Genomic DNA, 18,191 nt, shown 5'->3' with positions numbered 1-18,191 from the left:
GGAGCGCTTGTTTAATCATGGCGAGCGCAACGTCCTTGACTTCACTCAGCCCCGCCTTTAAGTCCCCCCTCGTTCCGCGCGCTTTGAGCGAACCACGCGGGAGTAGCTCAGTTGGTTAGAGCGCCGGCCTGTCACGCCGGAGGTCGCGGGTTCGAGCCCCGTCTCTCGCGCCATTTTGGCAATCCCTTCATAGTCTTAGCCTGAACTCCTGGATACCTGTCGCAGCTTCGGTCGCGATCGGCCGGCTGGACTCGCGGCGGTGTCCGCCCGCGCCCGAATCGTCTACGCCTGAAAGGACTTAGCGGGGTCCCCACGCATTCTCGGCTTTTCCAGGGATTCCCCGTCATTGGAAAATTGAGGAGGCCAGTCATGGCTAAAAAGGATTCGGCCAAGAAGGACCCGGCGAAGAAGGCAGCCGCTCCCGCCACCGTCACGCTCAAGCACCTCGCCGCCGATATCGCCGAGAGCCAGGACCTCTCGAAAAAGCACGCAGAAGCCGTCCTGACGGACATGGTCGACCTGATCGCCAAGCACCTGAAGAAGGGCGATCGCGTCCGCATCGTGGGCCTCGGCATCCTCCAGGTACGCAAGCGCGCCGCCCGTACCGGCCGCAACCCCGCCACCGGCGAGCCGATCCACATCAAGGCCAGCAAGAAGGTCACCTTCCGCCCCGTGAAGGAACTGAAAGAGGCGATCTGAGCCAAGGTTTCGTTAAGGCTGATCCCCCCTCGATCCGGCCGCAACGCGGCCCGCTTTCTGGTATACCGCCTGTCTTCCCCTGACCCGGCGGTTTGACCAGAAATGTCCTCCCTCACCTTTTCGCACACCGTAACCGAGCGCTTCCTGCGCTACGTCACCATCGACACCCAGTCCGATCCGGATTCGCCTCGCTCGCCCTCGACCGAGAAGCAGAAGGATCTCGGCCGCGTGCTCGCCGCCGAGCTGAAGGCCATGGGCGTCGCGGACGCGCATCTCGACGAATACGGCTATGTCTACGGCACCATCCCGGGCAACACCGACAAGAAGGTGCCGGTGATCTGCTTCTGCTCGCACATGGACACCTCGCCCGACGTGACCGGCAAGGACGTCAAGCCGCAGACCTGGCAGAACTATCGCGGCGGCGACATCACGCTGCCCGGCGACACCAGCCAGGTGATCCGCTTCAATGAGCATCCGGCGCTGAAGAACCAGATCGGCAACGACATCATCACCACCGACGGCACGACGCTGCTCGGGGCCGACAACAAGGCCGGCGTCGCCGAGATCATGGATGCCGCGCATTTCTTCATCAGCAATCCCGATGTGAAGCACGGCACCATCAAGATCCTGTTCACGCCGGACGAGGAGATCGGCCGCGGCGTCGACAATGTCGACATCAAGAAGCTGGGCGCCGATTTCGGCTACACGATGGACGGCGAGAGCGCCGGCTGCGTCGAGGACGAGACCTTCTCCGCCGACGGCGCCACCATCACCATCACAGGCGTCAGCGCCCATCCAGGCTACGCCAAGGGCAAGATGGAGCACGCGATCAAGATCGCGGCGGCCATCGTCGAGAGGCTTCCGAAGGAAGGCTGCTCGCCGGAGACGACCTCGGGCAAGCAGGGCTTTTTGCATCCGATCGGCATCGAGGGCGCGCTGGAGCAGGCGACGCTCTCCTTCATCGTGCGCGACTTCACCGAGGAAGGGCTGAAGGAGAAGGAGGTCCTGCTCGAGGGCATCGTCAAGGACGTCATGAAGGACTATCCGCGCTCGACCTACAAATTCGAAGTGCGCGAGCAGTACCGCAACATGAAGCAGGTGATCGACCGTCACCCGCACGTGCTGGAATACGCCATCGAGGCGATCCGCCGCGCCGGCCTGCGCCCGATGCGTACCGCGATCCGCGGCGGCACCGACGGCTCGCGCCTGTCCTTCATGGGCCTGCCCTGCCCCAACATCTTCGCCGGCGAGCACGCCTTCCACTCGCGGCTCGAATGGGTGAGCCGGCAGGACATGGAAAAGGCCGTCCAGACCATCGTGCATCTGGCGATGATCTGGGAAGAGAAGGCCTGAAGCGAACATCAGGCGGCCGGGCTTGCGCCCGGCCGATCATGCGATGACTACGGCACGGGCATCGCGCGCGGACTGCGATGGAAGCGGTTTGAGCTCGCCATCCAGTTCGGCAAGGGTTCGCCGTCACGATGGCGTCCGCCGGCCACCGCCGCAGCCCAGGCCACCGCGGCCCCGATCAGGGTCGCGGCCGCGATCGAGAACGCCACGATGATCGAGTTGCGCCGCGCGCGGCTGATGGCCGTCTTTGCGTCCGCAATCAATGCATCGACGCGCCGTTCGGCGTCGGGGGCCTGCAGCCCCGTGAGGCCGGCGACCTGCTGCACGAGATAGGCCCGGTCATCGCTGCTGACACCGCTGTGGCTGGACGACGTCATCAAAATGCGTCCGGCTTCAGCCCGCGCTTCTCTCAGGTCGATGTTGGGCGCCCGGCGCGGGGCGCGGAACAGCTTGTCCAGCTCATAGCTGAGCATCGGCTCGGCTGCGGAACTGCTGCCGGCCGAGCTGCGCAGTGGCGAACGCTCGATCGCGGCGGCGCCAAGCAGTGCCAGCAGTGCCGCGCCGGCCAGCACGGCCAGGGCCCAGGCCGTCAGCCCGTGCAGGCCGTCCCGCCGCTCGCCATCGTCTTCGATCGTCGCCAGCGTCGGCGCCGGGCGCGTGGTGCGGCCCGCGATGTAGCCGCCGAAGCCGAAGCTGATGATCGCCTGAATGATCAGGTAAAACCCGGAGAGCAGCGCCAGTGCCGCCGAGGCATCGCGCCATGTCGGCGAGGCCGAGCTGACACCGAGACCGACGGCGACGCCAAAGCCGACGAGGATGAACGACATCGCGCCGGCGGCGAGAGCGCCTGCGAATACCGAGCTCCACTGAATGCTTCGGGGAGCTTCGCCCTCGAGGCCGCCCTCGATGATTTCTTCCCGCATGATCGTTTCGATCGTCATCGCGGCGCTCTCAACGCAGGCCGAAGAACGACAGGATCGCCATGATGACGACGATCAAGCCGATCAGATAAATCAGTCCGTCCATTGTCCGTCCTCCAGTTTCTTATGGTCGCTAATCGCGACGTCTGCGGAACGTTCCAAACTGGACGGAGCGGCGGGAACAACCGGGCGAGACGCGGATGGTCTGCGGGAGTCTCGAGGAATGAAGATTTTGAGCACAGGGCCTCAGCCGGTCAGCGCCGGCTGGGGCCCGTCCTGCAATCACCGGACCTGTCCGGAGCGACAGCGGAAGCCGGGAGGTTCCCCAGCCGGCTCGCGCGGCGGCCGTCGAAACATTGGCCTCCTCACGCCCGATCATCGTCCGCCAATGAGAAGCTCTCGCAGCGCGTGTGCTGCTGCGGCAATTGTTCCTAGGACGTAACAATGTTGCGGGTCGACACTATTCCCGGCCCCGTGCTAGGCCGGGCGCAGACCGCAACCAGAGTAACGTCGTGCTCGCGAACCTTCAGCCCCTAGGAACCTGCCGTCCGCGCAACTGGCGCGGGCTGCTTTCCGTGCTGATCGCGGTTGTCTATCTGCTCGCGGGCGCGCTTCACGGCGCGCACGACATCGACGTCACCACGCCCGGTGGCGGTTCGGAGATCGCCGCGGTCCTCGATGGCCCGACGGGCCATGGCGACCACAAGGCCATCGGCGGACATCATTGCCATGGCTGCTTCTCGCTGGCGGTGACGCAGCCGGCGCCGTCGACCGCATCGCCCGCGCCTGTCTCGGCAACGAGCCCGCAACATGCGCCCCAGCTCGCCGGCATCATCCCCGACACCGACTCTCCCCCTCCCAAACATATTGCCTGAACGGATTGGTCGGGCGTTTCGCGCCCATTAGGTTCATCCTTCACGGGTCGGTTTTATGTTTCGCAGGAGAATGGCCGCGCGCCTGGCGTGCGCGGTGGCGTGTCTGATTGCAGGATCGGCGCTTGCGCCCTCGCACGCCCAGACTTTGACGATGCGTAGCGCGTTGTCGCGCGCGCTGGCCGCGAGCCCGCGCCTGACGGCGGCGGAGCGCGACGTCGGTATCGCCACGGGCCAGCGCATCCAGGCCGGCGCCCTGCTCAATCCGGAGCTGTCCTACGAGCAGGACGACTCCTTCGGCTCCGGCAAATATCGCGGGACCCGATCGGCCGAGACCACGCTCCAGATCAGCCAGGCCTTCGAGCTGTTCGGCAAGCGCGACGCGCGGATCGCAGCCGGCGCTGCCGGTATCGAGGTCGCCGCGATCCAGCGCAAGGCCGTCAGGCTCGAGGTGCTGTCCGAGACCGCGATCGCCTTCCTCGGCGTGCTCGGTGCGCAGCGGCGGATCAGTATCCTCGACGAGCAGATCGCCGCCATCGACCGCCTGACGCCGCTGCTCCGCCGCCGCGTCGAGGCCGGCGCCTCCTCGCCGGCCGAGACCGGTCGCGCCGAAGTCGCCTCCGCCCTGGTGAAGGCCGACCGCGAGCGCTTCAAGGCGACGCTGGCGAGCGCCCGGCGCGAGCTTGCGGTGCTGATGGGAGATCCCAACGCCAAATACGGCGAGGTCTCCGGCCGGCTCGACACCATGGGGCGGCCGCCGACGTTCCAATCGGTGGTTGCCGCCATCGACGCCAATCCGCAGCTGGTGCGCTGGACCGCGGTCTATGCCCAGCGCAACGCCGAGCTGCTGCTCGCGCGGCTCAAGCCCTATCCGGACGTGCGCATCGCCGCCGGCTGGCGCCATTTCAACGAGACCAATGACGATGCGGTGCGCCTGTCCTTGTCGGTGCCGATCCCCGTGTTCGACCAGAACCAGGGCAATATCCTCTCGGCGCAGGAAAGCCTCGCCAAGACCAAGGCCGAGCGCGAGGCCAACCGCAACACGCTGATCGTGATTGCCGGCCGCGCCTACGACTCGCTGCAAGGCTCGCTGCGCGAGCTCGCGGTGCTGCGCGAGACCGCCATTCCCAAGGCGGTCGAAGCGTCCGAAGCGATCTCGCAAGGCTACGGCCAGGGCCGCTTTACCCTGCTCGAGGTGCTCGACGCCCAGGCCAGCGTCACCCAGGCCCGGCTGCGCGAGCAGGAGGCGCTGCAGAACTTCCATGCCGGCGTTGCGACCATCGAGGGCCTCGTCGGCAATCCCTTCACGCTGGCACGGGAGAGCGCGCGATGAAGACGTCCTCGACCATCCTCGTCGCCGTCATCGCCGCCGCGCTCGGCGCTTACGGTTACTCCCTGCTCGCTCCGGCCAAGGTCGAGCCTGCCGGGCACGCCGAGCATTCCGAGCCGAAGAAACCGAACGACCATGTCGAGCAGGACGAGCACGGCGCCGACCGCATCCGCATCTCCGACGTCAAGCTGGCCGCCGCCGGCGTCGTGCTCGCGGAGGCTGCGGGCGCGACGCTGACCGATACGCTCTCTTTCAACGGCATCCTGCGCGCCAACCAGGAAGCCGTGGTGCAAGTGACGCCGCGCTTTCCGGGCCTCGCCAAATCGATCCAGAAGCGTATCGGCGACAAGGTCGGCAAGGACGATTTGCTCGCCGCGATCGAGAGCAACCAGAGCCTCACCGTCTACGAGCTGAAGGCGCCCATCGCCGGCACCATCATCGAGCGGCAGATCTCGCTCGGCGAATATGCCTCCGAGCAGAAGCCGGCTTTCGTGGTCGCCGATCTCTCCACCATCTGGGTCGATCTGTCGATCTATCGGCAGGACCTCAGGCGCGTGCACCTCAACGACGAGGTGCTGATCGATCCCGACGACGGCCGCGGCGAGATCAAGGGCACCATCTCCTATATGGCGCCGATCGGCTCGAGCGAAACGCAAACGGCGCTGGCCCGCGTGGTGCTGCAAAATCCCGACGGGAGGCTGCGGCCCGGCCTGTTCGTCACCGCGCGGCTGATCCTCGCCGCGCGCAACGTCGCGGTCGCCGTGCGCCGGAGCGCGATCCAGACTCTGGAGAACAGGACGATCGTGTTCGTCCGCGAGGACGGCGACAAGATCGAGGCGCGGCCCGTGGAGCTCGGCGATTCCGACCCGCGCCACGTCGAGATCAAGGCGGGCCTGTCCGCCGGCGAGCACTACGTCGCGGAGAACAGCTTCGTCGTGAAGGCCGAGATGGGCAAGGGCGAGGCCGAGCATGATTGAGCGCCTCATCGCCGTCTCGCTGCAGCAACGCTGGCTGGTGCTGCTGATCGCGCTCGGTGCGATCGCGTTCGGGGCCTGGAATTTCCAGCAACTGCCGATCGACGCCGTGCCTGACATCACCAACGTCCAGGTCCAGATCAACGCCCGCGCGCCCGGCTATTCGCCGCTGGAAACCGAGCAGCGCATCACCTTCCCGGTCGAAACAGCGATGGGCGGCCTGCCCAAGCTCGACTACACCCGCTCGCTGTCGCGCTACGGCCTCAGCCAGGTGACGGTCGTCTTCAAGGACGGCACCGACATCTTTTTCGCCCGCCAGCTTGTCGGGGAGCGCATCCAGCAGGTGAAGGACCAGCTTCCAGCCGGCGTCGACGTCGCGATGGGACCGCTCTCGACCGGGCTCGGCGAGATCTTCATGTATACCGTCGAGGCCAAAGCGGGCGCGAAGGCACAAGGCGGCCACGACTATTCGCTGACCGATTTGCGCACCGTGCAGGACTGGATCATCCGGCCGCAGCTTCGCAACGTGCCGGGGGTGATCGAGGTCAACACCATTGGCGGCTTCGAGCGGCAATTCCACGTGCTGCCGGATCCCGGCAAGCTGATGGCCTACAAGCTCGGCTTCCGCGACGTCATGACGGCGCTCGCCGCCAACAATGCCAATGTCGGCGCCGGCTATATCGAGCGCAACGGCGAGCAATATCTGGTTCGCTCGCCGGGCCAGGTCGGCAATATCGGCGAGATCCAGGACATCGTGATCGGCTCGCGCGGCAGCAATCCCGTCAGGATCAGGGATGTCGCGACCGTCACCGAGGGACGCGATCTTCGCACCGGGGCCGCGACCCGCAACGGCGAGGAAAGCGTGCTCGGCACCGCTATGCTGCTGATCGGCGAGAACAGCCGCACCGTGGCGCGCCGCGTCGCTGCCCGTCTCGAGGAGATCGCCAAGTCCCTGCCCGACGGCGTCGTGACGCGCACCGTCTACGACCGCACCTATCTGGTCGAAGCCACCGTGCGCACCGTCCGGAACAACCTGCTGGAAGGCGCGGCGCTCGTGGTCGCCGTGCTGTTCCTGATCCTCGGCAACATCCGCGCCGCGCTCGTGACGGCCTGCGTCATTCCGCTGTCGATGGCCATGACCATCACCGGCATGGTCGAGACCAAGGTCAGCGCCAATTTGATGAGCCTGGGCGCCATCGACTTCGGCATCATCGTGGACGGCGCGGTGATCATCGTCGAGAACTGCCTGCGCATGCTGGCCGAGGCCCAGCGCGAGAAAGGCAGGCTCCTCACCACGTCCGAACGATTGCGCACCATCCTGGACGGGTCGAGCGAGGTCATCAAGCCGAGCCTGTTCGGAACGTTGATCATCGCGGTGGTCTATCTGCCCGTGCTGACGCTGACCGGGGTCGAGGGCAAGATGTTCACGCCGATGGCGCTGACGGTGCTGATGGCGCTCGGTGCTGCCGCCCTGTTCTCCGTCACTTTCGTGCCGGCCGCCGTTGCCATTTTCGTCTCCGGCAAGGTATCCGAGCACGAAAACCTGTTCATGCGGGGAGCGAAGCGCGCCTATCTTCCCCTGCTCCGCCTTGCCATCGACAACCGCGGCACGGTCGCCATCCTGGCTGTGTTGATCGTCATCGCGAGCGGCGTCGCGGCCTCGCGGATGGGCGGCGAGTTCATTCCGAGCCTGGACGAAGGCGACGTCGCGCTGGCCTCGATCCGGATTCCCGGCACCAGCCTCACCCAGTCGCTGGACCTGCAGAAGGCGCTGGAAAAGCGCGTCATGCAGATTCCTGAAGTGAAGGAGTTCTTCACCCGTATCGGCACCGCGGAGATCGCAACCGACCCGATGTCGCCGGCGCAAACCGACGGCTACATCATGCTCAAGCCGCGCATCGAATGGCCCGACCCGGACAAGCCGAAATCGGAGGTGATCGAGGCCATCGACCGTGCCGCCGACGACATTCCCGGCAGCGCCTACGAACTCTCCCAACCGATCCAGTTCCGCGTCAACGAGCTGATTTCGGGCGTGCGCAGCGACGTCGGCGTCAAGATCTTCGGCGACGACCTCGACATCCTGCAAGGCGCCGCGAAGCAGGTCGAGGCCGCGATCCGCGGCATCCGCGGCGCGAGCGACGTCAAGATCGAGCAGGTCTCTGGCCTGCCCATCCTGACAGTCCGCCTCGATCGCCAGGCCCTCGCCCGCTACGGCCTCAGCGTCGCCGAGGTGCAGGGCATCGTCGAGATCGCGGTCGGCGGCAAGTCGGCCGGCAAGCTGTTCGAGGGCGACCGCCGTTTCGACATCGTCGTACGTCTGCCGGAGCATCTGCGCGGCAATCTCGAGGCGATCCGGGCCATCCCGATCCCGCTGCCGCCTGGCGAGGAAACCGCCTCCGGCGCGCCGATCCGAACGGCCCTACCGGCCTCCCCCCTCGCCCAGATGCGCTATGTTCCGCTGTCCTCGGTCGCGACCGTCGATGCGACGCCCGGCCCGAACCAAATCAGCCGCGAGAACGGCAAGCGGCGTATCGTCGTCACCGCCAATGTCCGCGCGCGCGATCTCGGCTCCTTCGTCACCGAGGCCGAGGCGGCGGTGGCCGAGAAGGTGAAGCTGCCGCCCGGCTACTTCATCGGCTGGGGCGGCCAGTTCGAGCAACTGGTGTCCGCCACCAAGCGGCTGACCATCGTGGTCCCCGTGGCGCTGCTGCTGGTGTTCCTGCTGCTGTTCATGGGCATGGGATCGGCGGCCGATGCGGCGCTGGTGTTCTCCGGCGTGCCGCTGGCGCTGACCGGCGGCGTCGCGGCGCTGCTGCTGCGCGGCATTCCGCTCTCCATCAGCGCGGGCGTCGGCTTCATCGCGCTGTCGGGCGTCGCCGTGCTCAACGGCCTCGTCATCATCGCCTTCATCGAACGGCTGCGCAGCGAGGGGCGACCGCTCGTGGAGGCCGTGCGCGAAGGCGCCCTGACGCGGCTGCGTCCGGTGCTGATGACTGCGCTGGTCGCCTCGCTCGGCTTCGTGCCGATGGCACTCGCCACCGGCGCCGGCGCCGAGGTGCAGCGGCCGCTCGCGACCGTGGTGATCGGCGGCATCATCTCCTCGACGGTACTGACCTTGCTGGTCCTGCCGGCGCTCTACGTGCTGTTCCGGCGTGACGCGCGAAGCGAAACGCCTACAATGGCGGCTGATTTGGCGGCTTCCGGGGAGCGCTAGAATTGGGCAGCCACGACCATCACGGTCATCATCACCATGATCATGCCGACCATTCGCATGATCATGGCCACGATCATGGTCATGACCACGGCCATGCACATGTCCACGCCCCCGCCAATTTCGGCAAGGCGTTCGCGATCGGCATTGCGCTCAACACCGCGCTCGTCGTGGCCGAGGCAATTTACGGCTATCTCGGCAACTCCACCGCCCTGCTCGCGGACGCCGGCCATAATTTGTCCGACGTGCTCGGCCTGGTCGTGGCCTGGGGCGCCTCGATCGCGGCGCGGCGCGCGCCGAGCGGCCGCTTCACCTACGGTTTTCGCGCGTCCACCATCCTGGCCGCTCTGGCCAATGCGGTGTTCCTGCTGGTCGCCACCGGTGCCATCGGCTGGGAGGCGATCCTGCGCCTGCGCGAGCCGGAGCCGGTCGCGGGCCTCACCGTGATGGTGGTGGCCGGCATCGGCATCCTCATCAACGGCTTTACCGCCATGCTGTTCGCGAGCGGGCGCAAGGACGACATCAACATCGAGGGTGCCTATCTGCACATGGCCGCCGACGCCGCGGTCTCGCTCGGCGTCGTGGTCTCCGCGGCCCTGATCATCTGGACCGGCTGGCTCTGGCTCGACCCCGTCACCAGCCTCGCGATCTGCGCCACCATCCTCTGGAGCACGACCAGCCTCCTGCGCGGCTCGATCGACATGTCGATGGCGGCGGCCCCGAAAGGCACCGACATCGGTGCGATCAAGCTCTTCCTGCTGAAGCGGCCCGGCGTCTCAGGCATCCACGATCTCCATGTCTGGCCGATCTCGACCACCGAGACCGCGCTGACCTGTCATCTCGTGATGCCCGTAGGTAGCGACGATGCGTTCCTGATGGAGACCGCGCAGATGCTCAAGGCCTCCTTCCGCATCGGCCACTCCACGCTGCAGATCGAGACGCATCCGGACAATGGCTGCGCGCTGGCGCCGGACGACGTGGTGTAGCCGCGCCTAGGCCTCGCCGCCGACCCGGCCGATCTTGGCCCGGAGCCAGTCGAACAGCACGCCGCCCAGCATCGCGCTCGCGCCGGCGAGGAAAGGAATGGCGTAATAGGCGTAGCGATTGAGCCCATAGACCAGGAAGGTCGGAAACGCGGCGCTGATCAGCGCGAGCATGATCATCAAGGCGCCGCCGGTGACGAGGCCGCCGGAGGGCCGCCGGACAAGCCCTGCACGGCTTGCGGGGACGCCGATCAGAAGCACGAGCGCAAGGCAGAGCGTCGCCGAGGACAACCACCGGATCATTCCCGGGATATCGTCATATTCGGTCGAAACCAGCAGCCCGCAGCACAGCGAGACGAGTTCCGAGTTCGGCGCATAGCCGCGCGCAAACACCCGGTTGAGGGTGAGCTGAAGCCGATCCGCGGACAGCAGCCGCGACAGCGGCCACCAGGGTTTGTAATCGTCGCGGATCAACTGTCCGGGCTTGAGCCCCGTCGGGCTGCCGAAGAACGGAAACCGGTCGCGGTCCATGAAGTACTCGTAGCCCTGCGGATTGGGCGTCCGCCGCGCCGCCGGGTTGGCGTCGAACAGCAGGAAGTACATCTCACGGAGAAAATGCCTGGTGAGGTGTCGATAGAGCGTCGACGGCGTCGTCAACGTTTCCACGAAGATGTCGCGCGTCACCCGCTCGAGATCCCCTTCGCTGTCGCCGGCCTTCGCCAGACGGTGCATCGCACCGAACGGCCACTGATAGATCTCGACGTCGGGCCACCCCTGAGGCGTGTCCGCAGCCCGCATCTGCTCGACGAACGGCCGCGCCTGCGCCTTGCGATCGAGATGAACGCCGTGCTCGAAATCGCCGGAATAGCCGACCACGAAGGCCATCACGGCCAGAATCTCGTTGCCGGCGGGGCGCTTGCCGATCACGGCATTGATCGCCACCGGCGTCAGATAGACAGCTGTTGCGAGAACGCCCGCCAGCGCAAGCACGCCAATCCGGCGCAGGAGGCCTCAGTCCAGAACCACCGCCAGCCACAACAGGATGATTGCGGCCTGTCCAAGGGTCGCCGACCGGCAGGTCATCACGGCGCCGAGCGTCAAGCCCACGGCCGCCGCAGCCGGCCACACCGGCCATTTCCGGAAGACGGCGCCGACGGCGATGAAGGCCGCAAGACTGACCAGGAAGTTGGAGATCGTCTCCGCACCGATCGTATTGTCGTAGTGGACGATGCGGCCATGCAGCGCCGCAAGACAGAAAGCCAGCAACGCGAAGACGCGCGGCGCGCCGGCGAAACGCACGATCCCCGCGACGAACAGTGCGGTGCCGATGCTGATCAGGTGCTGCACGATGACGAAGACCAGGATGTGCGGGCCGAACAGTTTTGACAGCAGCACCAGGAACGCGGCCACGCCGTACGGCCGCTTCATCGTATCCTCGAGATAGTGTCCTTTCAGGATGGCTTCGGCCTGGATGATATAGGCCGCGCTGTCTTCGTGAATGAAGTGATCGGGCCAGTTGACCAGGAAAGCGAGGTGAACCATCAGGGCAAGCCCAATGGCGCCGACCCAGATCCAGAACCACGCGATAGAGCCTGCCCACCTTGGCAAGGCGGACCAAAGACCCGTGCGCTGGTTCAATGCTGGATTCATCTGCAATGCTCGCAACCGTGAGTTCGGGGCGACTACGTCGCCTTCGCGGTCACGATCCAGATCGCGCCCTGCAACGCGACGCTCTGCCCCTTCTGGAACGGCGCGAGCATCTCGCGGATCGAGGCCCTTGCGGCGGCATGGGTCTCCGGCGGGTGGCCCTGCAGCGCGCGACTGGCGGGGCCGATCTGGAGCGCGCCGTCCACCGCCGCGTCGAGGCCGCCGCCGATCGCGATATCCATGGGAAGATTGTGCGGCTCCATGGCGACGTCCGCGAAGCCCGCGCCTTTGAGGATGCGCATCACGCGCTCTTCCGAGGCGAAGGCGAACGGGCCCGGCTCCTCCGGTCCGACCGGCGGCATCTTGGGCACGTGCTTGTAGACCGCCATCAGCGGCGCCATCATCCAGGGATTTTCCTTCGGCTCACGCCAGCAAGCGAAGGCGAGCCGCCCGCTCGGCTTCAGCGCACGGCGGAGATTGGTGAAGGACGCAACGGGATCGGCGAAGAACATCACGCCGAAGCGCGACGCCAGCAGATCGAAGCTCGCGGGCTCGAATGGATGGACGGTGGCATCCGCCAGCACGAAATCGAGCGGCAGCCCCTTCGGCGCGAACGCGCGCGCCTGCGCCAGCATCGGCTCGGAGACGTCGAGGCCGAGCGCAAATCCGTTCGGCGCCACTGCCTTTGCGAACGCGAAGGTCGTCGCACCGGAGCCGCAACCGACATCGATAACGCGCTCGCCCGGCTTCACGCCGGCGCGGTCGATCAGCACCTCGGCGATGGGCCCGAGCAGGCTCTCCTGCGCCGCGTGCCGATCGGCCCAGCGCTGCCCGCTGGGGCCGTTCCAATAGGCGATCTGGTCGGCGTTCTCTGCGTGTCCGCTGGGCTGTTGCATCGGGAGCCTCTTGATTGCTGCTAGTCTGCGTCCGTAATCCACTGCACGCCCGCGGCAGAGATCTCAAGCAGAACCGTTCGAGACAGCTCCGCCCAGGGCGTGGCGCTGTCATCGTACTCGATCAGCTCGTAACGGCGACCACAATTGCGCGCACCGCAGGGCGGACGATTGGGCGCTACGTCCCACGGGATCGCGGCGCGCCGCTGCAATTCCGCGAGAGCCTCTTGGCGTGTCTGAAATCGGCCCTGGGGCTCGGCGTGCAACTCGTCCTCGATGACAAACATCGCTCTAGCCCATGCCATCAGCGTTCAGCTCTACCGCGATCCGCCAGCGAGAGGCTTGCCGACCAAACGCCCGCCTACCCTCGCTCCGCGCTAACGCCTTGGATGTGCCGGCTTGCCGAGCCGCAGCTCGCACCGCGAGCGAAGGCTGGTGGGCGGTCACGGATTCGAACCGCGGACCCTCTCGGTGTAAACGAGATGCTCTAACCAGCTGAGCTAACCGCCCCTCGCCGCCTCTTTATCCCTACCCGCCCTCGGTCGGCAAGCCCGACCTCAGTCCTGCGGACGCCCCGGCAGCAGCGGTACGGCGTCGATCCAGACCGCCGCCGACTGGCACCAGATCTGCCGGACCGGGCGCAATTTGTCGCGCTGGCGGACCGAGCCCCAGCGGATGCCCCAATCGTCGGCCTGGTCGCCCTCGCCGCTGGTGAACAGCGGGGAACCGCAGTCGGCGCAGAAATGTTGGAAGCGCATCCGGCCATTGTCGCCGCGCTTGCCGTAGACCTTTGGCGTGCCGGCGGTGAGCTTGACGTCCGCAGCCCTGCAGATCGCGGTCACCCGGAACGGTGAGCCGGTCAGCGTCTGGCAATCGGTGCAGTGGCAGACCGAGACCGCCTGAGGATCGACCTCGGCCTCATAGGTGATCTTTCCGCAATGGCACGCCCCGTCGATCCGCATCGCTCCCCCCAAAACAAAAACGGCGCCCGAAGGCGCCGTTCTATCATCTTTTGCGATGGCTTAGTGAGCGGTCAGGCCGCCGGCGGCTTCGTCCCCGTCCGGCTTCACCGTCACCTTGGTGTCCTCTTCCCAGACGATCGGCACAGGCTTCTTCACCAGCGCCTTGGCGACGACGTCGTCGAGGCGGGAGACCGGGATGATCTCCATGCCGCCCTTGATCGCATCGGAAATCTCCGTGAGATCCTTGGCGTTGTCCTCGGGGATCAGCACCGTCTTGATGCCGCCGCGGGCCGCAGCCAGCAGCTTCTCCTTCAGACCGCCGATCGGCAGCACGCGGCCGCGCAGCGTGATCTCGCCGGTCATCGCGACATCATGGCGGACCGGAATGCCGGTCATGACCGAGATGATCGCGGTGGCCATGGCGACGCCCGCCGACGGACCATCCTTCGGCGTCGCGCCTTCCGGCACGTGCACGTGGATGTCGCGGCGGTCGAACATCGGCGGCTCGATGCCGTAGTTGATCGCGCGCGAGCGGACATAGGACGCCGCCGCGGAGATCGACTCCTTCATCACGTCACGCAGATTGCCCGTGACCGTCATCTTGCCCTTGCCGGGCATCATGACGCCTTCGATCGTCAGCAGTTCGCCGCCGACATCGGTCCAGGCAAGGCCGGTGACGATGCCGACCTGCGGCTCGCTCTCGATTTCGCCGAAGCGGTACTTCGGAACGCCGAGCAGCTCTTCCAGAGTCTTCTCGGTGACCTTGACCGACTTCTTCTTGGAGATCATCAGCTCCTTCACCGCCTTGCGGGCGAGTGTCGAAAGCTCACGCTCCAGGTTGCGCACGCCCGCTTCGCGGGTGTAGCGGCGGATCAGAAGCAACAGCGCGTCGTCGTCGATTGAGAACTCCTTGGAGTCCAGACCGTGCTTGGACACCGCGTTCGGGATCAGATGCTTGCGCGCGATCTCGACCTTCTCGTTCTCGGTGTAGCCCGCGATCCGGATGATCTCCATGCGGTCCATCAGCGGGCCCGGAATATTGAGCGTATTCGCGGTCGTGATGAACATCACGTTGGACAGATCGTAGTCGACCTCGAGATAGTGGTCGTTGAAGGTCCCGTTCTGCTCGGGGTCGAGGACCTCGAGCAAGGCGGAGGACGGATCGCCGCGGAAGTCGGCGCCCATCTTGTCGATCTCGTCCAGCAGGAACAGCGGATTGGACGACTTCGCCTTCCGCATCGACTGGATGATCTTGCCGGGCATCGAACCGATATAGGTACGGCGGTGACCGCGGATCTCGGCTTCGTCGCGCACGCCGCCGAGCGAGACGCGCACGAACTCGCGCCCCGTCGCCTTCGCGATCGACTTGCCGAGCGAGGTCTTGCCGACGCCGGGAGGTCCGACGAGGCACAGGATCGGGCCTGTCAGCTTGTTGGCGCGCGACTGCACCGCGAGATACTCGACGATACGTTCCTTGACCTTCTCGAGACCGTAGTGATCGGAGTCCAGGATGGCTTGCGCCTGCTCCAGGTCCTTCTTCACCTTGGACTTCTTGTTCCACGGAATCGACAGCAGCCAATCCAGATAGTTGCGCACAACGGTCGCTTCCGCGGACATCGGCGACATCTGACGCAGCTTCTTCAATTCGTGCTGCGCCTTCTCGCGCGCTTCCTTGGAGAGCTTGGTCTTGGAGATCTTCTCTTCGAGATCGGCGAGCTCGTCGCGACCATCGTCGTCGCCGAGTTCCTTCTGGATCGCCTTCATCTGCTCGTTGAGATAATACTCGCGCTGGGTCTTCTCCATTTGCCGTTTGACCCGAGAACGAATCCGCTTCTCGACCTGCAGCACCGAGATTTCGCTCTCCATCAGGCCCAGCACCTTCTCGAGGCGCGTGGTGACGGACAGCGTCTCCAGGATGCCCTGGCGATCGGCGATCTTGACCGCGAGATGCGAGGCGACGGTGTCGGCGAGCTTGGCGAAATCGGTGATCGCCTGCACGACGCCGACGACCTCGGCGGAGATCTTCTTGTTGAGCTTCACATAGCTCTCGAAGTCGGACACGACCGAGCGCGCCATCGCTTCCGCCTCGACCGACTTGGCATCGGTGTCGGCGAGCGCAATTGCGGTCGCTTCGTAATAGTCGGCGCGATCGGTGTATTTCTGCACGCGCGCACGCTCGAGCCCCTCGACCAGCACCTTCACGGTGCCGTCGGGAAGCTTCAAGAGCTGCAGCACGCTGGCGAGCGTACCAGTCTCGTAAATGGAATCAGGCGCCGGATCATCGTCGGACGCGTTCTTCTGCGTCGCGAGCATGATCAGCGCGTCGTTCTTCATCACCTCTTCGAGCGCGCGGATGGATTTCTCGCGGCCGACGAAGAGCGGAACGATCATGTGCGGGAAGACGACGATGTCGCGCAGCGGCAGCACGGGATAGGCGTGCGTTTCGCCATGGACGATGGTTGGCCGCGGTTTTGGATTAGTCATGGCCTTTTCCTTTTGCTTTGCCCCCCTGCACGCAGTCCGCCGTCGTCATGCGCAACCGCCACAAGGTGCCGAGGTGATCCGAGAAACCGGCCTACCAGTCGAAGGTTGGACCGGCCTTGCCGGATCGGAACTGAGGCGAATCTTGAAGAGAATTTTTGCTCGCCGCCGACATTAGGTGGCTATCCACCAGGGGGGTGTCAAGTCATTGAAAAACGCGCGCCATCAGGCGCTTACGCAACGCGATAAGCGACACAACACGGGCTGCGGAACAACATTTCCGCAGCCCGACTCAAAGGTACGATTGGAGCGTTCCAGCGCCGTCAGGTCAGGCGCTGGCGTTCTCGACCGCGCGATCGGTCCGATCGGCGTAGATGTAGAGCGGACGGGCCGTGCCTTCCACGACTTCGCGGGAAATCACGACTTCTTCCACACCTTCCAGGCCCGGCAGGTCGAACATGGTCTCGAGCAGGATCGCCTCGAGGATCGAACGCAGGCCGCGAGCACCGGTCTTGCGCTCGATCGCCTTGCGGGCGACCGCGCCAAGCGCCTCGTCGGCGAAGGTCAGCTCGATGTTCTCCATCTCGAACAGCCGCTGGTACTGCTTCACCAGCGCGTTCTTCGGCTCGGTCAGAATCTTCTTGAGCGAGGCCTCGTCGAGATCCTCGAGCGTCGCCACGACTGGCAGACGGCCGACGAATTCCGGGATGAGGCCGTACTTCAGAAGGTCCTCGGGCTCGACGTGACGGAAGATCTCGCCGGTCCGGCGGTCTTCGGGCGCCATCACCTGGGCGGCGAAACCGATCGAGGTCGACCGACCGCGCGCGGAGATGATCTTCTCGAGGCCGGCGAACGCACCGCCGCAGATGAACAGGATGTTGGTGGTGTCCACCTGCAGGAATTCCTGCTGCGGATGCTTGCGGCCGCCCTGCGGCGGGACCGAGGCCACCGTGCCTTCCATGATCTTCAGCAGCGCCTGCTGCACGCCCTCGCCCGACACGTCGCGCGTGATCGAGGGATTGTCGGACTTGCGGCTGATCTTGTCGATTTCATCGATGTAGACGATGCCGCGCTGGGCGCGCTCGACATTGTAGTCGGCGGCCTGGAGCAGCTTCAGGATGATGTTCTCGACGTCCTCACCGACATAGCCGGCCTCAGTCAGCGTGGTCGCGTCCGCCATGGTGAACGGCACGTCCAGGATGCGGGCGAGCGTCTGCGCGAGCAGCGTCTTGCCCGAGCCGGTCGGACCGATCAGCAGGATGTTCGACTTCGCGAGCTCGACGTCGTTGTGCTTGGTCTGGTGGTTGAGGCGCTTGTAGTGGTTGTGCACCGCGACCGAGAGGACCTTCTTGGCATGGCTCTGGCCGATCACGTAATCGTCCAGGACCTTGCAGATTTCCTTCGGCGTCGGAATGCCGTCGCGCGACTTGACCAGCGAGGACTTGTTCTCCTCGCGGATGATGTCCATGCAGAGCTCGACGCACTCGTCGCAGATGAAGACCGTGGGACCCGCGATCAGTTTGCGGACTTCGTGCTGGCTCTTGCCGCAGAACGAGCAATATAGCGTGTTCTTGGAGTCGCTCGTGCCGACCTTACTCATTCATGTCTCCGTCCGCGGTTCGATGCCGTTCCGCTCGATCGCTCCATTCCGGCACGATGGCCAGCATGAAGCTTAAGTAGAGCAAATTCCGTACCAAAAAAGACCCTACGCATTACATCCCGTGCGAATCACGGCCGCTCGATTCTCCGCGATCATAGCCGATCATTCGTAGCCAACCATGCTGTCACCCGACTATCAAGAATTCGCTAATCGGGGGTCGCCGGCTACCCGTGACAATACCGTGATTTCCGGCCTTGGCACGGGCGAAG

General features: G+C 65.4%; 15 protein-coding genes and 2 tRNA genes. 8 read left to right on the top strand and 9 right to left on the bottom strand.

Annotation, left to right across the window (positions count from 1 at the left end):
* Positions 1 to 96: 96 nt before the first annotated feature.
* From QRQ56_RS04845 to pepT, 3 genes are all read left to right on the top strand, one after another.
* Positions 97 to 173, top strand: a tRNA-Asp gene (locus QRQ56_RS04845).
* A 196-nt stretch (positions 174 to 369) separates the two neighbouring features.
* Complete coding sequence (locus QRQ56_RS04840) at positions 370 to 699, top strand: HU family DNA-binding protein (RefSeq protein WP_438737957.1); 330 nt, start codon at positions 370 to 372, stop codon at positions 697 to 699.
* 102 nt (positions 700 to 801) lie between these two features.
* Complete coding sequence (gene pepT, locus QRQ56_RS04835; protein WP_438737956.1) at positions 802 to 2,052, top strand: peptidase T; 1,251 nt, start codon at positions 802 to 804, stop codon at positions 2,050 to 2,052.
* 47 nt (positions 2,053 to 2,099) lie between these two features.
* Here pepT and QRQ56_RS04830 read toward each other — a convergent pair whose 3' ends face one another.
* On the bottom strand, positions 2,100 to 2,990 hold the full coding sequence (locus QRQ56_RS04830; protein WP_438737954.1) for a hypothetical protein: 891 nt from the start codon (positions 2,988 to 2,990) through the stop codon (positions 2,100 to 2,102).
* A gap of 491 nt (positions 2,991 to 3,481) precedes the next feature.
* On the opposite strand from QRQ56_RS04830, the gene QRQ56_RS04825 reads away from it, so the two are divergent.
* The 5 genes from QRQ56_RS04825 to QRQ56_RS04805 are packed head-to-tail and all read left to right on the top strand — an operon-like array spanning position 3,482 to position 10,342.
* Positions 3,482 to 3,844, top strand: a complete 363-nt coding sequence (locus QRQ56_RS04825; protein WP_438737952.1) for a hypothetical protein — start codon at positions 3,482 to 3,484, stop codon at positions 3,842 to 3,844.
* A 55-nt stretch (positions 3,845 to 3,899) separates the two neighbouring features.
* Positions 3,900 to 5,174 (top strand): divalent metal ion exporter subunit IhpA, encoded by a 1,275-nt coding sequence (gene ihpA, locus QRQ56_RS04820; RefSeq protein ID WP_438737951.1) that lies wholly within the window; start codon positions 3,900 to 3,902, stop codon positions 5,172 to 5,174.
* Complete coding sequence (gene ihpB / locus QRQ56_RS04815; RefSeq protein ID WP_438737950.1) at positions 5,171 to 6,148, top strand: divalent metal ion exporter adaptor subunit IhpB; 978 nt, start codon at positions 5,171 to 5,173, stop codon at positions 6,146 to 6,148. Before ihpA ends, ihpB begins: the two co-directional genes overlap by 4 nt.
* The gene (locus QRQ56_RS04810; protein ID WP_438737948.1) at positions 6,141 to 9,359 is read left to right on the top strand and encodes an efflux RND transporter permease subunit; all 3,219 of its coding nucleotides are present in this window, start codon (positions 6,141 to 6,143) and stop codon (positions 9,357 to 9,359) included. The genes ihpB and QRQ56_RS04810 overlap by 8 nt, the downstream gene beginning before the upstream one ends.
* A gap of 2 nt (positions 9,360 to 9,361) precedes the next feature.
* Positions 9,362 to 10,342, top strand: coding sequence for a cation diffusion facilitator family transporter (locus QRQ56_RS04805; protein WP_438737945.1), 981 nt, complete (start codon positions 9,362 to 9,364; stop codon positions 10,340 to 10,342).
* A 6-nt stretch (positions 10,343 to 10,348) separates the two neighbouring features.
* Here the strand turns inward: QRQ56_RS04805 and QRQ56_RS04800 are convergent, their stop codons facing one another.
* The 8 genes from QRQ56_RS04800 to clpX form a co-directional block, all read right to left on the bottom strand.
* Positions 10,349 to 11,329, bottom strand: a complete 981-nt coding sequence (locus tag QRQ56_RS04800; protein WP_438737944.1) for a hypothetical protein — start codon at positions 11,327 to 11,329, stop codon at positions 10,349 to 10,351.
* A gap of 21 nt (positions 11,330 to 11,350) precedes the next feature.
* Positions 11,351 to 11,881, bottom strand: a complete 531-nt coding sequence (locus QRQ56_RS04795) for a hypothetical protein (RefSeq protein WP_438737942.1) — start codon at positions 11,879 to 11,881, stop codon at positions 11,351 to 11,353.
* A 140-nt stretch (positions 11,882 to 12,021) separates the two neighbouring features.
* A complete protein-coding gene (locus tag QRQ56_RS04790) occupies positions 12,022 to 12,882 on the bottom strand; it encodes a methyltransferase domain-containing protein (protein WP_438737941.1) in 861 nt (286 codons plus the stop codon).
* Between the two features lie 20 nt (positions 12,883 to 12,902).
* Positions 12,903 to 13,166, bottom strand: a complete 264-nt coding sequence (locus QRQ56_RS04785) for a hypothetical protein (protein ID WP_438737939.1) — start codon at positions 13,164 to 13,166, stop codon at positions 12,903 to 12,905.
* A gap of 146 nt (positions 13,167 to 13,312) precedes the next feature.
* Positions 13,313 to 13,389, bottom strand: a tRNA-Val gene (locus QRQ56_RS04780).
* 47 nt (positions 13,390 to 13,436) lie between these two features.
* A complete protein-coding gene (locus QRQ56_RS04775) occupies positions 13,437 to 13,841 on the bottom strand; it encodes a GFA family protein (RefSeq protein ID WP_438737937.1) in 405 nt (134 codons plus the stop codon).
* 60 nt (positions 13,842 to 13,901) lie between these two features.
* A complete protein-coding gene (gene lon / locus QRQ56_RS04770) occupies positions 13,902 to 16,325 on the bottom strand; it encodes an endopeptidase La (protein ID WP_438737936.1) in 2,424 nt (807 codons plus the stop codon).
* Between the two features lie 325 nt (positions 16,326 to 16,650).
* Entirely contained in the window at positions 16,651 to 17,922 is a 1,272-nt protein-coding gene (gene clpX / locus QRQ56_RS04765; RefSeq protein WP_212325333.1) for an ATP-dependent Clp protease ATP-binding subunit ClpX, read from the bottom strand.
* Positions 17,923 to 18,191: the final 269 nt, after the last annotated feature.

This window comes from Bradyrhizobium sp. U531 (assembly GCF_051710265.1).
Taxonomy (GTDB): domain Bacteria; phylum Pseudomonadota; class Alphaproteobacteria; order Rhizobiales; family Xanthobacteraceae; genus Bradyrhizobium.
The sequence above is the reverse complement of the archived record's forward strand: the minus strand, read 5'-3'. Positions and strand labels throughout refer to the sequence as shown.